The following is a 19,444-nucleotide window of genomic DNA, read 5'->3' as shown; positions in this document are numbered from 1 at the left end:
ATGCTTAAACTTCATTCGATTAAGCCCAATCCCGGAGCCAAGCACCGCAAAAAGCGCCTCGGCAACGGTGAAAGCTCCGGCCTCGGCAAAACCTGCGGCAAGGGCAACAAGGGCCAGAAAGCACGTTCCGGCGGTACCATCCGTCCGGGATTCGAAGGCGGTCAGATGCCCCTTCACCGCCGTCTTCCCAAGAAGGGATTCAGCAACAAGCGTTTCCGTGACACTATCGTCGCCGTCAACGTTTCCCAGCTCGACAAGTTCTTCGAAGCCGGTGAAATTGTCGACGAAAACACGCTGCGTTCCGTTGGCCTCGTCCAGGGGAACTGCGACGCCGTCAAACTTCTTGGCAATGGCGAACTGACCAAGAAACTCAACGTCACCGTTGATTTCGTCAGCGCTTCCGCCCGCGAAAAGGTCACCCAGGCCGGTGGTACTCTCACCGTTCTGAGCGAAGCCTGATCCGGGTGATGAAATTCTTCCGCGAACCGGGTGTGACGCAGCTCCGCCCGGTTCGTTGATGCGCGTTCAAGATCCTCTTCTCCCTCCGGGGAGTGTCAACAATTGCCCAGACTGCCTGAGGGCATTGCGGAGGTTCACGCAAGATGCAGCTGCACGTCAATTTTCTCACATACCCTATTATATATGATCTCCGCATTTGCGAATTCAATGAAAGTTCCGGAGCTGCGCAACCGGATCTTGTTCACACTGGCGATGATTATCATCGTCCGTCTCGGTGTCCATCTTCCGCTGCCCGGCGTTAATGTCGAAGTCCTGCAGCAGTGGATCGAGCACCAGTCCTCGGATGAAAGCGGCATAGGAGGTCTTGCCTCCGTGCTGACGATCTTTTCCGGTGGCGGCCTCCAGCAGCTCGGTATTTTCGCATTGGGGATCATGCCGTACATCTCCGCCTCTATTATGACCCAGCTCCTCACGGCCGTCGTGCCGCAATGGAGCAAGATGGTGCGCGAAGAAGGCGGACGCCAGAAAATGACGAAGTGGACGCGCGGCATCGCCATTGGCATCGCCATCGTCCAGGGGTGGTTCCTCGTCGTCTCTCTGGAACACCCGGAACGTTTGAACTTCCTCTCCGGCATTGACAAATTCGGTGACCTGGTCATGTTCCCCGGACCGATGTTCGTCATTTCCACGATTCTGACGATTGTGGCCGGCACCATGTTCCTGATGTGGATCGGTGACCAGATTACGGAAAAGGGCATCGGCAACGGTGTCTCCCTGATCATCTGCGTCAACATCATCCACTCCCTGCCCGGTGCCTTGACCCTGGCTTGGAAAACACTCGTCCATCCAAGTCCCAACCAAATCAACCCCACCGGAGCTCTGGCCCTGGTAGCACTCATTGCCTTCCTGATCGTCGTCATCGCACTAGTCGTCACCGTTACACAAGCGCAGCGCCGCATTGCCGTCCAGTACGCCAAGCGCGTTGCCGGAAACGGAAACAAGATGTTCAATGCCCCGACGCAGTACCTGCCGTTGAAGTTGAACTACTCCGGCGTGATGCCCGTCATTTTCGCCACGGCCATCATGTCCCTGCCCCAGCTTTTGATCATGCAGATCTGGCCTTCCAGCTGGATTGCCATGCTTATCAACAACTGGATGAGTCCGAACGGCTACCCCTACTACATCATTTCAGCCTTCATGATCTTCTTCTTCTCCTACTTCTGGGTAGCTACCATGTTCCAGCCTTCCCAGATTGCAGAAGATCTCAAGCGTAACGGCGGCTACATCCCCGGTATCCGCCCCGGCCCTCCCACGGCCATTTTTCTGGATCAAACAATGCAGAGATTGACGTTTGCCGGCTCCCTGTTTCTGACCCTTATCTTCTTTGTTCCCTCCATGCTTCAGGCATCCGGGGCTCTTAACCCGATCGTTGCCCAGTTCTTCGGCGGTACCAGCCTTCTGATTCTCGTCGGTGTTCTGCTTGACGCCATGCGTCAGGTCGAAACAACTCTGTTGCAGCGCAACTACGACGGGTTCCTTAAAAAAGGTAAGATCCGCGGTAAATACAACCACCTGCAGGGTACGGGCGAAGCTGCCAACAGCACGACCGTAACTATCATCTGGGTCGTCATCGCAATCGTTCTTCTGGGAGGAGCCATTGCCGCCTACGTATTTACAAAATTCTAACATGGGTCAATCCCGTCCCTGGATTTCTCCCCTCACTCCCCCCTTTTCATAATGAAAAAACTCAAGAGATTCATTTTGGTTGGCGGTCCCGCATCGGGAAAAGGCACTCAAGGCAGATACCTGTCCGACACGTTCCGACTGGAGACTTTAAGTACGGGAGCCCTGTTGCGCCGGGAAATCGAAAATTGTACGGCTTTGGGAAGGAGAGCTCAAAGCTATATGGAGCAGGCCAAGCTCGTCCCTGACGAAGTTGTCAACGACATCGTTCGTACCTGGCTCGCCGATGCCGACGATTCCTCTTGGATCCTCGACGGATATCCCCGTACTGTTGCCCAAGCGGAAACGCTCGACAATTTCCTTTCCCAGCGCGGACTGGGAATCGATGTTGTCGTTTGGATGGATGTTTCCCGCAAATTGATCGAGCAGCGCATCCTCCAGCGCCGCGAATGTTCGTCCTGCAACTTTGTCGTTCAGAACAGTACTTTGGAAATCTGCCCCAAGTGCGGAGGAACCATGACAACGCGCAAGGATGACAACATCGACGCTTTCGCCAAACGCTGGAAAGACTTCGAATCCATGACGCTTCCCGTCGCCCGCTACTACGAATCCCGCGGCCTTGTCGTGAAAATCTCGGTCACGGAAGAACGCGAAGCCTGCGACGTTTCCCGTGAACTTTCCGAGAAACTGAATGTCTACGCGGAAAGCAAGGACTGATCCTGCATCCGGAGCTTCCGTCCCATCAATCCCCATCCTCCTCCACCTCTCATGTCCAGCCACAAGATCATTCTCAAATCGCCGGGCGAAGTTGCCAAGCTCAAGAAAGCCGGTGAAGTAGCTGCACGTATCCTGATGGACCTGGGAGCAGAGATCCAGCCGGGACGCACAACGCGTGAGATCGACCAGATCGCTGCCGAACTTTTCCGCCGGGAAGGATGTAAAAATGCCTTTTTCGGTTATCGCGGCTATCCCGGTCAGATCTGCATCTCCGTCAACGAAGAAGTCGTTCATGGAATCGGCGGGGACCGCCGCATTGAAAACGGTGACGTTGTCAGCCTGGATGTCGGCACGATCGTGGACGGCTGGGTTGGCGACAATGCCATGACTGTTCCCGTTGGGATGGTTGATCCCGAAGTACTCAAACTTCTGGCCGCTACGGAAGAATCTCTTTTCCGAGCTATTGACTGCGCTCGTCCGGGCGTTCCGCTCGCTGACGTGTGCGCCGCCGTCGAGGCCTTTGTACGCCCCCGCCACTTCTCCGTCGTCCGGGATTTCGTCGGCCACGGTGTCGGACGCAGCATGCACGAAGAGCCTCAAGTCCCCAATTACCGCCCTACGTGGAAAACTCCGCGCTTGAAACCCGGTATGGTCATCGCCATTGAACCGATGGTCAATCTGGGCCGTCCATCAGTCCGCATTCTGAACGATGGCTGGACAGTCATCACGGCAGACGGCAAGCCTTCCGCCCATTTCGAACATACGATCGCCATCACGGACGGAGCACCGCTCATCCTGACGGAACGCCCGAGGATTGCTCTTCCGGAGCAACTCGGCATCACCCTGTAACGCCCTCCCTGTTCCGGCATGAGCCGTCACGGGTCCACGTCATCCTCCGCACAAATCCAGCCGACTTTTGCCCCCGGCTGTACCACATGGATTGAGAAAGACAGGCACCGCGTCGTCAAACGCGCGGAAACTTCCGAAACCCGACTTATTCTGCGAAGGCTGTGTTCTCTGGCTTCTTCGCTTTCTGTCCAATTGGATGTCGCCATCCCTTGCCTGCAGGAAAGCCCGGACGGACTTTTTTCCTATCCACTTCTTCCCGGAAATCCACCAAACCCGCAGAAAGACAACTCAGCTCTGATTTCCTATGAAACCTCACTGGGCAGTCTGCTCGCCAAGCTTCACAACCTGGATCCGAATTCCCTGCCGCTGCCCCAAGCCACAGATCCCTGCACGTCTCTTGCTTCCATGCTTGAAACCGTACACGCTGCCTTCACACTGCCCGGTCATCTTGCCAATACAGCGCACTGTCTGCTGGAAGGAAACACGTGGGCACCGTACACAACCCTCATCCACGGCGACCTGCATGAAGGCAATATCCTGGTACAAAACGGGGAAATCACCGCGATCCTGGATTGGGCATCCTGCCGAACCGGAAATCCCGGGGAAGATTTTTTCTTCCATCTCATGGGATATGGAACTGCAAGCCTGAAACGGCTCCTTGATGTCTACCGCCATCATGGCGGGCACACCTGGCCACGCATGGATGAACACATCGCCCTCCTGCTCGCCACATATCCTATCCGCTATGCGGCAATCGCTCTCCAATCAGGGAATCCAACCCTGCTCGCAGCAGCACAGAACTTTCTGGAAATGCCGCCCGATTGGCCTTCCGTCCACCACATCAGCCTTTCCGGGCTATAATACCCTACCTCAACCGAAACCCGGCAAGCAGAAAGGGAGCTTTCCCCGGAGCGTTCCAGTGGGACAACTCCGCCACCCGCCATTCATGCGGGTCAAGGGTCTTCATCCATTCCGAAACACAAGATGCCTCTGTATCTCCGCCTTCATGACCGGGATAGCAGACGACGGTTAAAACCCCTCCCGGCTCCAACAAATCCCGAGTCGCCTCCAGCGCCGGAAGCGTATCCTCCATACACGTGACGACGCTCTTGTCTCCACCGGGCAAATAACCCAGATTAAACATCGCCGCACGAATCCCGGGAGCAACGAACTCCCGCATTCGCGCATGCGACTCCGCATGAAAATGTACCCCCCGGTACAGGCACCCTGCCTCTCGCAGGCGTTTCTCCGTAGCAGTCAAAGCCTCCTGCTGGATATCGAATACATCTACGCTTCCCTCTTCTCCCACCAAATGCGCCAAGAACAGTGTATCGTGTCCATTCCCCGCCGTTGCATCCACAACGCGGTCTCCTTTCCGTACAATGCCTGCAATCCACGCCTGAGCGCAATTCAGAGGCCGAGAACAAACTGACGTATCCATGCCCACTTGTAAAACGATCCGCCCATTCCTGCAAGCAGCATCATAACGAGGTGCTTTCCTCTTGAAATTTCATAATCCGTAGAGCACTATTAAACGATGAAATACTTGCATGAAATCGCATTAATTGCGGTTGTAGGTACATTTCCCTGCTTTTCCCAACAAGCTCCGCCGGCTTGTATTCCCGCTAAATTGTGCCAAGCCTACCAGGATGCATGCCATGTGAAAACAAAAGCAGCGCGGACGGTTTATCTCAACACACTCGCTTCATTACAGCAGGAATGTATCGCACGCAATGACTTCGCTCATGCCATCCTTTTGAAAAAAGCACTGGAACAGGCGAAAAACAATCCCATCGTCCCGGAATCGGGATCTTCCTGGACTTCCATGATCGACGTCGAATTGAAAGCGGCATCCAACTGGAAACAAAAAATTACTCCTGAAGGAAAATTCATTCAAATGTCCCCCGGAGAAAAAGAATACCGTACCACATCGGATACCGTAGACACCGGAAAAAGCATGCCCGACGTCATCATTTTCAATAGTAATCTCTGGCGTAAATGGCTACTCATGGAAGACGGCAGCGTTATCCAGCTCTTCCACTGCGACACTCATGTCGAAAACCTGGTTCCCATGTCCAAGGGTAATAGTCCTCAAAATCCCGATATCAACGACAAACTGGTTACAGCTCAAAAACAGTACCAAATCTCATGTGCCAGAGAAATAGCCCCGGTAACGGCAAAATTCATCACTGCCCTTGAGAAAATACAGAAACAAGCGCTCGCCAACGAACAACTGGACGACTGTATCCAAATCAAACAATACATCGACGCCTTGCGGAAAACCTCCTCCGGTACAGTGGCAGCCTCACCAAGCCGCCTCAAAGGAGCCTGGGAGGATCCCTCCGGCACTCTTTACGATATCAACAATTCCGGTACGATGATCGTACGAACACAAAACGGACAAATCGAGCAACAAGGCCAATATGTCCGCGCTTCTTTTGCCGGTAACTATTTCTTCTTTAAAATCATCCAGGGTAAGGCGAAAGGAGAGGAACGCATCCTCTTCCCCTATGACGGAAAAATATTCTTGCTGAAAGGAGATTATTCAAACTGGATCCGGATTCTCAAGCCTCGCTCCAAATAAGCGTTCCCATGGTATGAAATATGCGGAAATCATGATTTCCTCTTGCAATTACACCACTCGTGAAACATTGTCGGAATAATGACACCCCTATTGAAACTCATTTTTATTTTGGCAATATTATCGATTCCATGTTTTTCCCAACAAACTCCTCCTTCCTGCATTCCCGATAGCTTGTACCAATCCTACCAGACCGCATGTAATCAACGGACAAAAGCGGCACGAGTAGTCTATCTCAATACACTGGCTTCATTACAACAGGAATGCGTTATTCGCAATGACTTTGACAATGCCCTCCTCTTGAAAAAAGCTTTGGAACAAGGAACGGGCAATTCTGTCGACATCCCTCCTCCGTCCATGTGGAAGTCCCTGGTCGATATCGAATTGAAAACGGAATCCAAATGGCTTCACAAAATTACTTCTGATGGACAGTTTTACCACAGGCCCCCCAGCGACAAAGAATATCGTTCTGCGACCGACAAGGTGGATATGGAAAAGAGCATGCCCGAAGCCGTCATCTTCGCAGGCAGTCTCGGTCGTAAATGGCTCAAGATGGAAAACGGGGACGTTGTCCAAATCTGCCATCACGATACGTGTGTCGAAAAACTGATCCCTCTAAGCGCATCTCCTCAATCCTCCGATATCGGCAGTAAACTGGCGGATGCAGAACGGTTGTATCAAATGTCATGTGCCAGAGCAACGGCACCATTAACGGCAAAGTTCATCACTGCCCTTGAGAAAATACAGAAACAAGCGCTTATCGACGGAAAACTGGATGACTGTATTAAAATCAAACAATATACCGATACCCTGAAGAATTCTCCTCTCGGATCGTCTTCCGCTTCCCCGAGCTGTCTCAAAGGAGCGTGGATGGATTCATCCAATATCCTGGCTTACGACTTCAACGATTCCGGCACCATGACCGTACGAACCAAAAGCGGACAAGTCGAACAACAAGGCCAATATGTCCGATCCTCGCCTGCAGGCAATTACTTCTTCTTTAAAATTACCCAGGGCAAGGAAAAGGGTGAAGAGCGCATCCTTTTCCCCTATGACGGGAAAATATATTTTCTGAAAGGAAACCTCTCCAACTGGATTCGAGTCCTTAAGCCCCGCGCCCAATAACCGGCATTTCACAGGCTTCATCCAATGAAAGTCTTGTTTTGCAGTCCATCAAATTCAAGAAGAAACCTTTCTTCTTGAAAACCTGATATCCGTGGAGCAACATAATAGCAATGAATCTCTTTTCTAAATTTTTATTTATTCTGCCAATATGTTTGCCCCATGGATTTTCGCAACAAGTCCCGCCATCCTGTATTCCAGCAGGCTTGTACCAATCCTATCAAACGGCCTGCAATCAACGGACACAAGATGCTAAAACCGTTTATCTCAATACACTGGTCTCCTTGCAGCAGGAATGTATTGCCCGCAACGATTTCAGCAATGCCATTATTCTGAAAAAAGCGTTGGAAGAAGCAAAAAACAATCCTTTGGACACCACAGCCGCACCGGCATGGCAATCACTGGCCGACATCGAATTGAAAACCCCAAGCAAATGGGTGGAAAAGATATCATCCGATGGGAAGTTTTATCAAAAATCGCCCACGAGAAATGACTTTCACCTGATCAACGAACACATAGATATCGAAAAAACCACCCCTGAACTTATTATCTTCACAGGCGACCTCAGGCGTAAATGGCTACTCGTCGAAGGAGGGTCCATTGCCCAGATCTGCCATCGGGACACTCGCGTCGAAACACTGACTCCCCTGGCCGGGGTCACACAAGCTTCCGGCATCAACGGCAAACTGGCCGATGCACAAAAGCAATACCGGATGGCATGTTCACGGGTATTGGCTCCATTGACGGCAAAATTTATTACAGCCCTTGAGAAAATCCAAAAACAAGCACTCGCTTCCGGAAAATTGGACGATTGCATCCAGATCAAAAGCTACATTGATACCTTAAAGAACACCTCGCCCGGCAAAGCCACTGCCTCCATTTCCCTCATCAAAGGGACATGGAAAGACGCCTCTAATATCTTAACGTATGATATCAGCAATTCAGGAGAGTTGGTGGCACGAACCAAGAACGGACAAATCGAACAACAAGGACAATACGTCCGTTCCTCGCCAGCAGGCGGCTATTTCATCTTCAAAATTACTCAGGGAAAAGAAAAGGGAGAGGAACGCATCCTTTTCCCTTATGACGGCAAAATATACTTTCTGAAAGCCGATCTTTCCAACTGGATCAGGGTTCTCAGCCCCAACTCCAAGTAGCAATCCTCCCTTACTTCATTCCGAAGTTCTTGGGGACTTCGGGAGTCGCCACCGGAGCAACCATCGGCTTGACTCCGGGAAGGGCAAGCAGAACCTCCGTACCCTTGGCAGGGATTCCCACCCAGTCGCCCTTGGCATTCTTTTTCAAAGAAGCACTGCCGGACCCCGACAACACGGCGGCGGCGTCCATATGCACCCGCAAACGGAGAGGTTCTCCGGCCAGGCTTACGACCCGTACCCACTGAGTCTTGCCATCCTTGCGGACGGCACTGACGAGGAAGGAGCCTTCCGCTCTCAGATGATGCACCGCTACGTCCCCCCAGGCATCGGGAACAGCCGGAAACACGTTAATAAGGCCATTCCAGCTCTGCAACAGCATATCGTGGATGGAGGCCGCTCCGGACATCGGGGTTTCAATCACCGGGAAGGTTTCCTTGTACAGTGTATTGGGCCGGATAAAACGTTTGAGGCCATTGAGCATCTCATAAGCGTCATTCCCCCAGCCGAGAGTTGCATACAAGCTTGCCCCACCGGAGAAGGAATAGCCCTGCAAACCTCCTTTGAGACTGTGCCAGTGACGGACGGATTTATCGACCAGCTTGGCCATCTCCGGATCATCCGTATCGACGATATGCAGAGGATAGGCCATGAACAGGTGGGAATAGTGACGATGGGAATGCTTGAAGGGAACGCCTTTCCCAATCATGTAGCCATTTTCATTCTGCGGGTAGTCTGTCAGATTCGCCAGAATTTCCTTCCACTTCGGCAAAAGGGGATCCTTGATTTTCAGGCGATCCGTCGTCCAGATCAGAGTCTGGCACCCCCAGCGCAACAGGGAAAGATCATAGTTGCAATCCGGGGCAATACCGTACTCCGGCGACAGTGTCGGCGGCAGGTGAAGCTTACCGTCTTCCCCTTGTTCCAGAAAATGGATGTAGTAATTGACTGCCCGCCTCAGCAAAGGATAGACATCATCCTTCAGGAAGGCGTCATCCATGCTCATACGGTACTGAGTGAACAGATTGTGGCACGTCCAGGCAAGAGAGCCCACCTCGGACTTCGAGCCGGGACCACCATTGGGTTTCCCGGTCGGCTGACTGGCATCCGGCCCGGAAGCACGGGGGATCCCCGCCGAATCCGATCGATACTGTTCATCGACATTGTTGATCAAATTCGTGCGGTACTTCTTCAGCGTATTGGATAACGACTTGGCCGCCTCCAATCGATTACCCGTGTAGCACGGCCAATAAGTCAGCTGGACATTGAGATTCCACCACACGCCCGGCCAGGAATTGACCTCCAAAGCCGTCCACGGCCCCTGCAAATCCAGGACCGGACCATTCGCTCGCATCCCCGAGCCGATTTTGTACATCTGAGCCCAGTAGAAAGAATCCCAGTAACTATCCGGAATCGACAGGAAGGCTTCCGGGTAAAACTTGTGCCACCAATCCCTGTGCAATTGTTCGAGGACACCGGCAGGAGCTGCCACGGCCTTCCCCACGCAGGAAGAGGCCTCGGCGGTTGCCGTGTTGCCCGGGAAAGAATGGTCGATACTGATATACAAAGTCTGTTTCCCCTTGGCCCCGGAGACAAACTTCCAAGCCGTACCCACTTCACCACTCGGTCTCAAAGGCTGCCGCCAACCCTTGATGCCTCCAGCCAGGGAGACGGCCTCACCTTTCCGGGCAAGTTCCAAATCGGGAGCTTCCTTCTTCCAGAGATTCTTACTCCAGCTGTTCATACGCGGACTGTCCGCCCCGAAAGGATTCCAGTTCCAGACCGGGACAGGAGCACCTTGTTCCGGCGTCATTTCCATCACCAGGACGGGAGCCGTCGCATGTACATAGGCACGAATAGCATATTTGCCCCCATCGGTGCCCACCGTTCCGGTCAGTTCAGCATCCCAGAGTCTCAGTCTCAAGTCCCAATGCTTGATTTCGTCAGGCATCTCGAAGGAAAAATACCCGATCGGCACGCGATAGCGGTGGTATGTCCAATCTCCCGTTTTTTTACCATCCTTGCCGTCGTCGATCTCCATATGTTCCTGGGCATCCATGCGTCCCAGGCACAGTTTAAGCATTTTTTTATTCTTTGAATCGCGCATCACCTGCATCCCGACAAGTCCGTTCCCCAGAAAAGGAGCATTGTCCCACGCTGTCGGAGCCTTTTTCCAGACCATGTCACGTGCACCCAGATAAGAGGGCCAATCAACCCTGACCGACACGGACTCACCCGCAGAAGAAACATTCGCCGACACATCGCCACCCCATGCCAACGGACAAGCTCCGGCAGACAGGCAAAGGCATGCCGTCAACAAAATCATAGAAGAAATTTGCATAAAAGATAAGAGTTAAGAACTCGTAAGACTTACTGTCAAAATGCCATGAAGTCAACAGAGAATTCCCCAGACGGACTCTTCTTCCATTCTTCCTGTTCCACTTCCGTATACCTCTTTGCACCTCCACCATGTAAAACCCAATCTTCGGTTTCTTTCTGTAAGATATCTACCCGGATTCACGTACAAGAATTATCATGTCTACTCGTCTCTCAGCCCTGATGGGGGCATCTCTCTTTTTTGTTTCCGGAGCCATGGGCGCCAGCTTTCCGGCAACAATGGACTTGTCGGGTACCTGGAAATTCCAGCTCGATATTGCCGATTACGGTCAATACAAGGTTTCCGCCCTGTACAAACGGGAATTGAACGACACGATCCAGCTTCCCGGCACGACGGATCAGGCAGGCAAGGGCATCGACAATCCGGCCCGGCACATCGACCGCCTGACGAGGAAGTTCGAATACGTCGGTCCCGCCTGGTACCAGAAGGAAGTCTTCATTCCCGAAGAATGGAAAGACAAGGACATCACACTGACGTTGGAATGTTGCCACTGGGATACGAAGGTATATGTCGACGGGGAGCCGGCAGGAGCCGATGACCGCCTTAGCACGCCCAACAGGTTCAAGCTCGGTAAACAGCTCACGCCGGGGAATCACACGATCACCATCCGCATGGACAACAGGATGAAGTATCCGATGGATCAGGCATGGAGCCATGCCGTCACGGAAAACACCCAGACCAACTGGAACGGGATTGTCGGGGAAATCTCGCTAACCGCCCGGGAAAAACTCCACATCGACAAGGTTAAAGTCTCCCCCAACGTCACCGACAAATCCATCCGCATCGATACCACGCTCTCCAATGCCGACAAAGAGCAGGCACAGGGCAAACTTATATTCACGGTCAAGGATAAAGACGGGCACAGTATCGCGAACAACGAGCTCGATGTCACGACTGCCAACAGCGACCAGACCACAGTCACCCGAACGGTGGCTCTCGGAGATTCCGTCAAGCTCTGGAACGACATCGACCCCAATCTCTACGACCTCGACGTTACCTGGAATGGCCCGGAAGGCAAAAAGGACTCCCATACCGTCACCTTCGGCATGCGCGAAGTAGCTCAGGGCAAGCATCATGTCCAATTGAACGGGCGCGACATCCATCTGCGCGGTACAGTAGACAACGCTACCTTCCCCATCACGGGTTATGCTTCCGCCGATCCGGCGGAATGGGAGAGGATTTTCCGAACCCTTAAGGACTACGGTCTCAATCATGCCCGCTTCCATTCCTGGTGCCCGCCCCGGGCCGCATTCGAGGCCGCGGACAAGATCGGTATCTATCTCCAAGCGGAACTCCCTCTGTGGGTGAGGGATATCGGCAAGCACCCGGACCGCCGCGCTTTTTTCGAAAAGGAACTATATGCCATCCTGGACGAATACGGCAATCATCCCTCGTTCCTCCTCATGTGCAACGGCAATGAACTGATGGGCGATTACAATGTCTTGGAAGACTTGATTAAAAAGGGACAGGCTCATGACTCGCGCCACCTTTATTCCGTCGCCACGGCACGCAAGCACGTCCCATCCGACCAGTTCTACACCTCCCACGTCACCCCCAAGGGTTCCATCACCGTGTACGAAGGCAAGCCTTCCACTATGTGGGACCGCAACAAAGAATCCGACTTCGACGTACCCGTCATCGCCCACGAAGCCGGACAGCGCTGTATGTACCCGAACTTCGACGAAATGAAAAAGTACACGGGAGTCCTCCTGCCACGGAATTTTGAAATCTTCCGCGAACGCCTCGCCGACAACGGCATGCTGGGACAGGCACAGGAATTCTTTGAAGCCACGGGAGCCCACACCGTCCTGCAATACAAGGAAGTCGTGGAAGCCCTTTTGCGCTCCTCGAAATCCGGCGGCTTCCAAATGCTTGGGCTGAACGACTACCCCGGCCAGGGAACGGCTTTCGTCGGCATTCTGGACTCGTTCTGGGAAAGCAAGGGGCTGATATCGCCGGAACAATTCCGCGAATTCTGTGCGCCGAGCGTCCTTCTCTGCCGCATCCCCCAGCGCGTCTATTCCCAGGGAGATACGCTCGAATCGGAACTGGAAGTTTATCACTTCGGCAATACCCCGCTGCCAGCTAACAAACTTGCCTGGCAACTCACAGGACAGGACGGAAAAGCCGTCCGCGAAGGCACTCTGGACATGAAGGAGACGCCCTGCTCGACGGTAGATCCCATCGGTAAACTTTCCATCCCGTTGGAAGGAGTGGCTGCTCCCGGCAAATATACTCTGAATGTCAACCGCGAAGACGGCCTGCGAAACTCGTGGGACATCTGGGTTTATCCCGCCTCACAGAAACAGGAAACAGCCGATAATTTCGTCCTGGCCCGCTTTTGGGACGATTCCGCCAGGCAGGCGCTCGCCGACGGTAAAACAGTCCTTCTCGTACCCAAGGACATCAAGGGACGCAAGACGAAGTTCTCCAGCTTTTTCTGGAATCCAATCATGTTCCGATGGGATCCCTTCATTATCGGAACACTGATTCACAAGGACAACCCAGCCTTCGCCGAATTCCCGACGGAGAAGTACGCAGACTGGCAGTGGTGGGATATCCTCAACAACGCCCACGCCCTTGATCTCACGGATGCCCGTGCCCTGACTCCTGTCATCCAGAGCATCGATACCTATGAATTCAACAGGAAACTCGGTATTGCCTTCGAAGCCAATGTCGGCAAGGGCAAACTATTCGTCTTCTGCGTCGATATCGACAAAGACATGGACAAACGGCCAGCCACGCGCCAATTACTCCATTCCATCCGGCAATACGTCGGCAGCGACCGTTTCTCTCCTGCCTCGGAACTAAGCATCGCCCAGCTCGACTCCATATTCGGAGATCCCCATATCAAACCCGCCGACCAGAAGAACGACGAAACAACCCGCCGTTTCCACAACAAATAAACACTTCTCCTCTTTTGGGTTTTCCTCCCATCCGGCAGAAAAAACAGGCTGGATGGGAGGATTTTGCATTCATGTGAAAATAATTGGAACATACAAACGTAGTCTGTTCATATGAAAGTTCTATGCTCACTCATCACTGCCCTAGCCGCCATTCTCTGCTGCCAGGCTGAAACGGATCGCGTACCCAGCTGGGAACCTGGCGTGTCTATCCCCTTAAACAATCAGGATCTGGAAGAAAACATTGCCTGGGCGGGGGAAGCCGGCTTCAAATGGCTGGAACTTGACATGACTCCCTGCGACATCGACGACCAGGCAACCGTCCGTAAACAAATCGATACCTACGCGAAAGCTGCCAAACAAGCCGGTTTAAAAATCTGGTCAATCCACATTCCGTTCGGTCCCGACTTCGACCCCTCGGAAACGGATCAGGCCAAACTCGAGAAATGCGTCTCCAACATCATCTCCTCTCTGGAACTGGCCCGCCGCATCGGTCCTTACCACAAGGCTATCCTGCATCCCAGTTTTGAACCTATTCCCGCCGATAAGCGGGAAGCCAAACTCCGCCAATTGAAGAAGACCCTGCAAACCCTGGCTCCCCAGGTTGAAAAGGACTATCAGGTACGCCTCGCCATCGAGTGCCTCCCTCGCACCTGCCTGATCAATGACTCCGCAGAAGCAACGAAACTGTTCCAAGACAATCCTTTTATCGATAACTGCTTCGACGTCAACCACCTCTTGAAAGAAAACCAGGAACATTACGCAAAAGTCGTGGGGAAGCGCATTGCCACCCTCCACATCTCCGACTATGACCGGATCAACGAACGCCACTGGATCCCCGGCAAAGGAGTCATTCAATGGGTTCCCCTCATCCGGCAACTTCAGGAGGACGGCTACCAGGGGCCCTTCATGTTCGAGGTCACTACCACTCCGTGGAAAGACAATATGAGGCAGTTCTACATCGACCTCATCCAATCCTGGGAAAAGATCAAAAGCGATTGTAAAAACGCAGACTAGGATTTGGCTTGCCTCGGAATCGGCATTCCCTCTATTCCGGGCTTGACCACGACTTGTTCTCAACAATGGAAAAGCCCCGTCAGCCATTAGACTGACGGGGCTTTATAAATGGTACTTGGACCGGGACTCGAACCCGGGACCAATAGATTAAAAGTCTACTGCTCTACCAACTGAGCTACCCAAGCACTGGTGCCAGAAGCGGGAGAAAATAAATACCGGAATGGGCTATTTGGCAAGCATTAATTGTTCCAAACCAAAAAAAATCCGGTCATTCGTCTATCAGTCCGCACTTTTCCCGCCATTCCGCAGGGATGCGAGTCGGTCGTCCGGCAGGCATACGGACAAGGGCAAGTTTCTGGTGAGCTTTGACAAGCAGAGCCCCATCGGAGGTTCGTCTCATCTCGAAATCGCACCAGAAGGACGCTTTTTCCATAGCACTAACCCAGCCTTTGGTCTCAATGGTATCTCCCATGACTCCGGGACGGATGTAATCAATCTCATGCCGGACAACGACGGTAAAAGTTTGTTCCTCCCCCAAGTCACGGTAATTCATACCAAGAAGGCTCCCCAGCTTGGTCCGGCATTCTTCGATCATGCGCAGGTAGGCGAGATTGTGAACGACCCCTCCACAGTCGGTATCGTAAAACATGACTTCATTCCGCGTCGTCAGGTTAAGAGGTTCCCTGTTCATCTATTCATCATGACCTTCAGAGTCCGGTGCGTCAATGCAAAGTCATGTGTTAACCGTCCGGGCAACAGTCAAGACGCCGACGCAACGGGCACGGCCTTCTTTTTTCAATACGCGGGAACACACGTCCACGGTACTCCCGGTCGTCATGATATCGTCGATCAAGAGGACAGCGCGGTCTTTGACGAGTTCCTTGCGCAGGACGGACGGGCGCATGTGATAGAGCTCCTGAACGTGACGGAGGCGCTCCTTCCTGCCGAGGCTCGCCTGACTGACGTTATCTTTCCCTCGCATCAGGGCATCCAAAACCGGCAGTTTACGAAGGCGGGACAAGATCAAGGCCAATTCTTCCGCCTGGTTATAACCGCGTTTTTTCAATTTCCTGCGGTGAAGGGGCACAGGCACCAAAAGCCAGTCTTCCCCTGCCAGACGGTCGTCGCATGTGTGCCATAGATCGTCAATCAATCCTGCCAAGGTTCCGGCAAAATGAATTTTCCCGGCGTATTTGAAGTCGTGAAGGAGGCTCCTGAGGTGATCCTTGTTCAGGCAAGCGGATCTGGCAAAATCGTAGTGGACTTTGCCGCCTCCGCAATACGGACAGTTGCCGACCTCTCCCACGGCCCCGGCAAGAGGCTCCCCGCAACGAGGACAAATCGGAGCCTCGACCATAGACAGGGAAGCTCGGCAGGAAGAACACAGACACGTCCGATGCAGAGGACCGTCGCCGCATATGGCACAAACCGAAGGAAAAAACCAACCGCAGACATCCTGCCAAATCCCGTCCGCCCATTGCATGAATACGCCCTGAGGCATCATTCCAGACTGCCGAAAAGCTAATATTCGTCGTCTTCCACGGCAGCAATCCCGGTGCTATCGTGCGTGCCGGGCATGTCTTCGAGAAGTTTGTCGATCTTCTCGATAAATTCCCAGGGACAACGTTTGCGCTGGTATTTTCGCCATAGAATATCACGCAGGGTCTCCCAATGTTCCCGGGTCATTTCTACGGGAACCCACTCGACGTCGTCGCGCAGGGAGCGACCGACTTTCGGAGAACATTCCAGCGTCCATTTCCCGGCGTGGTGGCAGGCACGGTAAACAAATACGCCGTCTTCCGTCCTATCTTTCCATGTGTGGGCTTCCATGCAGACACTTTGCGTAGCAAATGCCGTTTGGTAAAGAGGAATTTTTGCTGGGCAACGGCAACGGTTCACGGCAGGATACATTCCGCCATGACAGATGATGAAATGATTTCCTGCAAGGAACCCGCCAGGCAACTTGAACGCCTGCGCTCCATCATGAAACGTTTACGCGAGCCCGGAGGATGCCCCTGGGATGCGGAACAGACCCACGAATCCATCATCGGTGAGATGATTGAAGAATCTTACGAAGTCGTCGATGCCATCCAGCAAGGTGACTGGAATCACCTAAGGGAAGAATTGGGAGACGTCCTTCTCCAGGTGGTTTTCCACGCACAAATCGCCCGGGAGGACGGATTGTACGATCTGGATGACATCGCCTGTGAATTGAATGACAAGCTCGTCAGACGCCATCCCCACGTTTTTGCCGCCAGCCAGGTCCGCGACACGGATGGAGTGTTAACGCAGTGGGACCAGATCAAGCGCCAGGAGCGCAAGGCGGAGAAAGCACACTTCCTCGACAGCGTCGGCAAGGGACTTCCCTCCCTTCTGAAGGCGAAAAAGCTGCAAAAGAAAGCCGCCAAAGCCGGATTCGACTGGCCGGACACCGACGGTGTCATCGCTAAAATCCGGGAGGAGCTGGCCGAAAGCGAAGAAACCCTCGCCTATCCCGACGATGACCCCCGCGTTCAGGAAGAACTGGGAGACCTTCTCTTCTCAGTCGTCAACCTGTGCCGCAAGCGCGGTGTCGATCCGGAAATCGCCCTGACATCCACCAATCGTAAATTCGAGACCCGCTTCAACCTCATGGAGGATGTACTCAACGAACAGGGAACGCCTCTCGGAGAGGCGGACCTCGACACTATGGAAGCCTGCTGGCAACAGGTTAAGAAAAGCCTGCGTTCCTGAAATACCGGGAACATTCGGGGTTGCCGCAACGCGTGCGACACCCCATGGAAAAGAGTGGACTCAGCCCTTCAGTTCATCGTTCGGATCCTGCCAGACCGGATCATAGCCTTTGGCATAGTTGAAGAGATGCTTATGCATGTATTCCATGAACTCCTCCTTCTGAGCCGCAGAAAGACGAGACCAAATAGCCACGTTCAGGGCGCGTGTCACCTTCTGCATCATCTTGAGGGTCAATTGGCGGCCTTGACGGGCACGTTGCACCTGCTTATGAGTCAGCTGCTCAATGGAAGCCGTCACAAGATCGTGATTGTCGAGCCCCCACTGCTGCATGAGCAGGAGCAAGGGCTGGTCTCCATGGTTACGTTCCACCTCATTCATTTCGTCTTCCATGCCCGCTAAGTGCCTGAAACCGCACGAATGATCAATCCCGAATACGAACGTGAACGCAATTTTTTCCGCCAGAGACCCCGTCAGCAATTCAACAAGCCGCAACGGATATTTGACTTACCAACAAGACATCGTTACCCATAGCCAGTGTAATTGCCTATGACGCAGGACCCTTCCACACCCCAACCGGCCCGTTTCCCATCCTTTCCGAGAGGAATTTGGGCAGATGTTCCCGATGTGCAGTGGAATGATGCTACATGGCAACTGCGTCACAGCATCCGCACCCTCCGCCAACTGGAGGAACTCCTGCCGCTGACGGACGACGAACGTGCGGGCATCCTGTTTGCCACCCACTCGCGCCTGGCATTGTCCATTACGCCGTACTTCTTTACCCTCATCGACCGGAATGATCCGGAGTGCCCCATCAGGAGGCAGGTTATCCCCCGCGTGGATGAAGCCATCGCCGATCCTTCTGAAATGGAGGATCCCTGCGGCGAGGACGATGACATGGTCGTACCGGGACTCGTTCACCGCTATCCGGACCGCGCCCTGATGATCGTCACTGACCGTTGTGCGTCCTACTGCCGCCACTGCACCCGTTCCCGCGGAGTCTCGGGAGTAGGTCCCGACCACCTCTCTCTGGATCTTTCCGCAGCACTGGATTATCTACGCAGGACTCCCCAAGTACGCGACGTCCTGCTTTCCGGAGGGGACCCCCTCCTTTTGCCGGAAGAAAAACTCGATGCCATCCTGACGGAACTTCGTGCCATCCCTCACATTGAGTTTCTGCGCATCGGTTCCCGCGTTCCGATTTTCCTGCCCCAGAGGATTACGCCATCCCTGTGTTCCATGTTCAAGAAACATGCACCGCTGTTTATCTCCATCCACACCAACCACCCGCGCGAATTGACGGCGGAATCGCGCCGGGCAACCGGCATGCTCGCAGATGCCGGCATCCCTCTGGGCAACCAAAGCGTCCTTCTACGCGGCATCAACGACACGCCGGAAATCCAGATGGAGCTCGTCCACAAACTCCTGATGTGCCGAGTCAAGCCTTACTATCTCTACCAGTGCGACCTGATCAAGGGATCCTCCCATTTCAGGACTTCCCTTCAGACCGGCATCGATATCATTTCCCGGCTGCGCGGTTACACAACGGGTTACGCCGTTCCGCAATATGTCATCGACGGTCCCGGCGGGGGGGGAAAAATCCCCATCAACCCCGACTACATCCTTGACCGAGATGCCCGGGGCATCTCCCTGCGCAACTACAAGGGAGATCCATTTTCGTACCCCGAGCCAATGCCCCACTCCAAAGATGAACGGCAAAAGCTCATCCGCAACATTCTCTCCTCTGCAACCGCAAGTCTCGACCCGGAATAACACCCCATCCCAACTTCCGGGAATTTCCTTATTGATCATGGAGGCGGGACGTGATTGA

The 19,444-nt window shown here is 53.5% G+C and carries 18 protein-coding genes and 1 tRNA gene; 12 read left to right on the top strand and 7 right to left on the bottom strand.

The window, feature by feature from the left end; all coding sequences use genetic code 11:
• The 5 genes from rplO to QET93_RS04030 all read left to right on the top strand — a co-directional run bounded on the left by rplO (position 1) and on the right by QET93_RS04030 (position 4,569).
• A complete protein-coding gene (gene rplO / locus QET93_RS04050; protein WP_280126992.1) occupies positions 1-459 on the top strand; it encodes a 50S ribosomal protein L15 in 459 nt (152 codons plus the stop codon).
• Between the two features lie 183 nt (positions 460-642).
• Complete coding sequence (secY, locus tag QET93_RS04045; protein WP_322190114.1) at positions 643-2,145, top strand: preprotein translocase subunit SecY; 1,503 nt, start codon at positions 643-645, stop codon at positions 2,143-2,145.
• A gap of 51 nt (positions 2,146-2,196) precedes the next feature.
• The gene (locus QET93_RS04040) at positions 2,197-2,859 is read left to right on the top strand and encodes a nucleoside monophosphate kinase (RefSeq protein ID WP_280132015.1); all 663 of its coding nucleotides are present in this window, start codon (positions 2,197-2,199) and stop codon (positions 2,857-2,859) included.
• 51 nt (positions 2,860-2,910) lie between these two features.
• On the top strand, positions 2,911-3,708 hold the full coding sequence (gene map / locus QET93_RS04035; protein ID WP_280126989.1) for a type I methionyl aminopeptidase: 798 nt from the start codon (positions 2,911-2,913) through the stop codon (positions 3,706-3,708).
• Between the two features lie 18 nt (positions 3,709-3,726).
• Positions 3,727-4,569 (top strand): phosphotransferase, encoded by an 843-nt coding sequence (locus tag QET93_RS04030; RefSeq protein WP_280132016.1) that lies wholly within the window; start codon positions 3,727-3,729, stop codon positions 4,567-4,569.
• A gap of 4 nt (positions 4,570-4,573) precedes the next feature.
• On the opposite strand, the gene QET93_RS04025 is transcribed toward QET93_RS04030, so the two are convergent.
• The gene (locus QET93_RS04025; RefSeq protein ID WP_280132017.1) at positions 4,574-5,149 is read right to left on the bottom strand and encodes a class I SAM-dependent methyltransferase; all 576 of its coding nucleotides are present in this window, start codon (positions 5,147-5,149) and stop codon (positions 4,574-4,576) included.
• Between the two features lie 219 nt (positions 5,150-5,368).
• Between QET93_RS04025 and QET93_RS04020 the strand changes: the two genes are divergently transcribed.
• From QET93_RS04020 to QET93_RS04010, 3 genes are all read left to right on the top strand, one after another.
• Positions 5,369-6,292 (top strand): hypothetical protein, encoded by a 924-nt coding sequence (locus QET93_RS04020; RefSeq protein WP_280126986.1) that lies wholly within the window; start codon positions 5,369-5,371, stop codon positions 6,290-6,292.
• Between the two features lie 108 nt (positions 6,293-6,400).
• On the top strand, positions 6,401-7,414 hold the full coding sequence (locus QET93_RS04015; RefSeq protein ID WP_280132019.1) for a hypothetical protein: 1,014 nt from the start codon (positions 6,401-6,403) through the stop codon (positions 7,412-7,414).
• Positions 7,415-7,617: 203 nt separating this feature from the next.
• Positions 7,618-8,568, top strand: a complete 951-nt coding sequence (locus QET93_RS04010; RefSeq protein ID WP_280132020.1) for a hypothetical protein — start codon at positions 7,618-7,620, stop codon at positions 8,566-8,568.
• Between the two features lie 10 nt (positions 8,569-8,578).
• On the opposite strand, the gene QET93_RS04005 is transcribed toward QET93_RS04010, so the two are convergent.
• The gene (locus QET93_RS04005; RefSeq protein WP_280126984.1) at positions 8,579-10,906 is read right to left on the bottom strand and encodes a glycoside hydrolase family 95-like protein; all 2,328 of its coding nucleotides are present in this window, start codon (positions 10,904-10,906) and stop codon (positions 8,579-8,581) included.
• 194 nt (positions 10,907-11,100) lie between these two features.
• Here QET93_RS04005 and QET93_RS04000 point away from each other — a divergent pair, with 194 nt between their 5' ends.
• Together QET93_RS04000 and QET93_RS03995 are read left to right on the top strand one after the other, a co-directional pair.
• Positions 11,101-13,869 (top strand): sugar-binding domain-containing protein, encoded by a 2,769-nt coding sequence (locus QET93_RS04000; RefSeq protein ID WP_280132021.1) that lies wholly within the window; start codon positions 11,101-11,103, stop codon positions 13,867-13,869.
• Positions 13,870-13,980: 111 nt separating this feature from the next.
• Positions 13,981-14,883, top strand: a complete 903-nt coding sequence (locus QET93_RS03995) for a sugar phosphate isomerase/epimerase family protein (protein ID WP_280132022.1) — start codon at positions 13,981-13,983, stop codon at positions 14,881-14,883.
• Between the two features lie 109 nt (positions 14,884-14,992).
• Here QET93_RS03995 and QET93_RS03990 read toward each other — a convergent pair.
• From QET93_RS03990 to QET93_RS03975, 4 genes are all read right to left on the bottom strand, one after another.
• Positions 14,993-15,068, bottom strand: a tRNA-Lys gene (locus tag QET93_RS03990).
• Between the two features lie 83 nt (positions 15,069-15,151).
• A complete protein-coding gene (locus QET93_RS03985) occupies positions 15,152-15,574 on the bottom strand; it encodes a thioesterase family protein (RefSeq protein WP_280126981.1) in 423 nt (140 codons plus the stop codon).
• A gap of 42 nt (positions 15,575-15,616) precedes the next feature.
• Positions 15,617-16,366 carry a ComF family protein gene (locus QET93_RS03980; protein ID WP_280132023.1) on the bottom strand — a complete coding sequence of 250 codons (750 nt, stop codon included), beginning with the start codon at positions 16,364-16,366 and terminating at the stop codon, positions 15,617-15,619.
• Between the two features lie 38 nt (positions 16,367-16,404).
• Positions 16,405-16,713, bottom strand: a complete 309-nt coding sequence (locus QET93_RS03975) for a hypothetical protein (protein WP_280132024.1) — start codon at positions 16,711-16,713, stop codon at positions 16,405-16,407.
• 87 nt (positions 16,714-16,800) lie between these two features.
• Between QET93_RS03975 and mazG the strand changes: the two genes are divergently transcribed.
• On the top strand, positions 16,801-17,616 hold the full coding sequence (mazG, locus tag QET93_RS03970) for a nucleoside triphosphate pyrophosphohydrolase (RefSeq protein WP_280132025.1): 816 nt from the start codon (positions 16,801-16,803) through the stop codon (positions 17,614-17,616).
• A gap of 60 nt (positions 17,617-17,676) precedes the next feature.
• Here mazG and QET93_RS03965 read toward each other — a convergent pair whose 3' ends face one another.
• Positions 17,677-18,006 (bottom strand): hypothetical protein, encoded by a 330-nt coding sequence (locus QET93_RS03965; protein WP_280126977.1) that lies wholly within the window; start codon positions 18,004-18,006, stop codon positions 17,677-17,679.
• Between the two features lie 156 nt (positions 18,007-18,162).
• On the opposite strand from QET93_RS03965, the gene QET93_RS03960 reads away from it, so the two are divergent.
• On the top strand, positions 18,163-19,386 hold the full coding sequence (locus tag QET93_RS03960) for a KamA family radical SAM protein (protein WP_280126976.1): 1,224 nt from the start codon (positions 18,163-18,165) through the stop codon (positions 19,384-19,386).
• Positions 19,387-19,444: the final 58 nt, after the last annotated feature.

Origin of the sequence: Akkermansia sp. N21116, from assembly GCF_029854705.2 — a bacterium.
Taxonomy (GTDB): Bacteria; Verrucomicrobiota; Verrucomicrobiia; order Verrucomicrobiales; family Akkermansiaceae; genus Akkermansia.
This window is presented reverse-complemented; position numbering and strand designations above follow the sequence as displayed.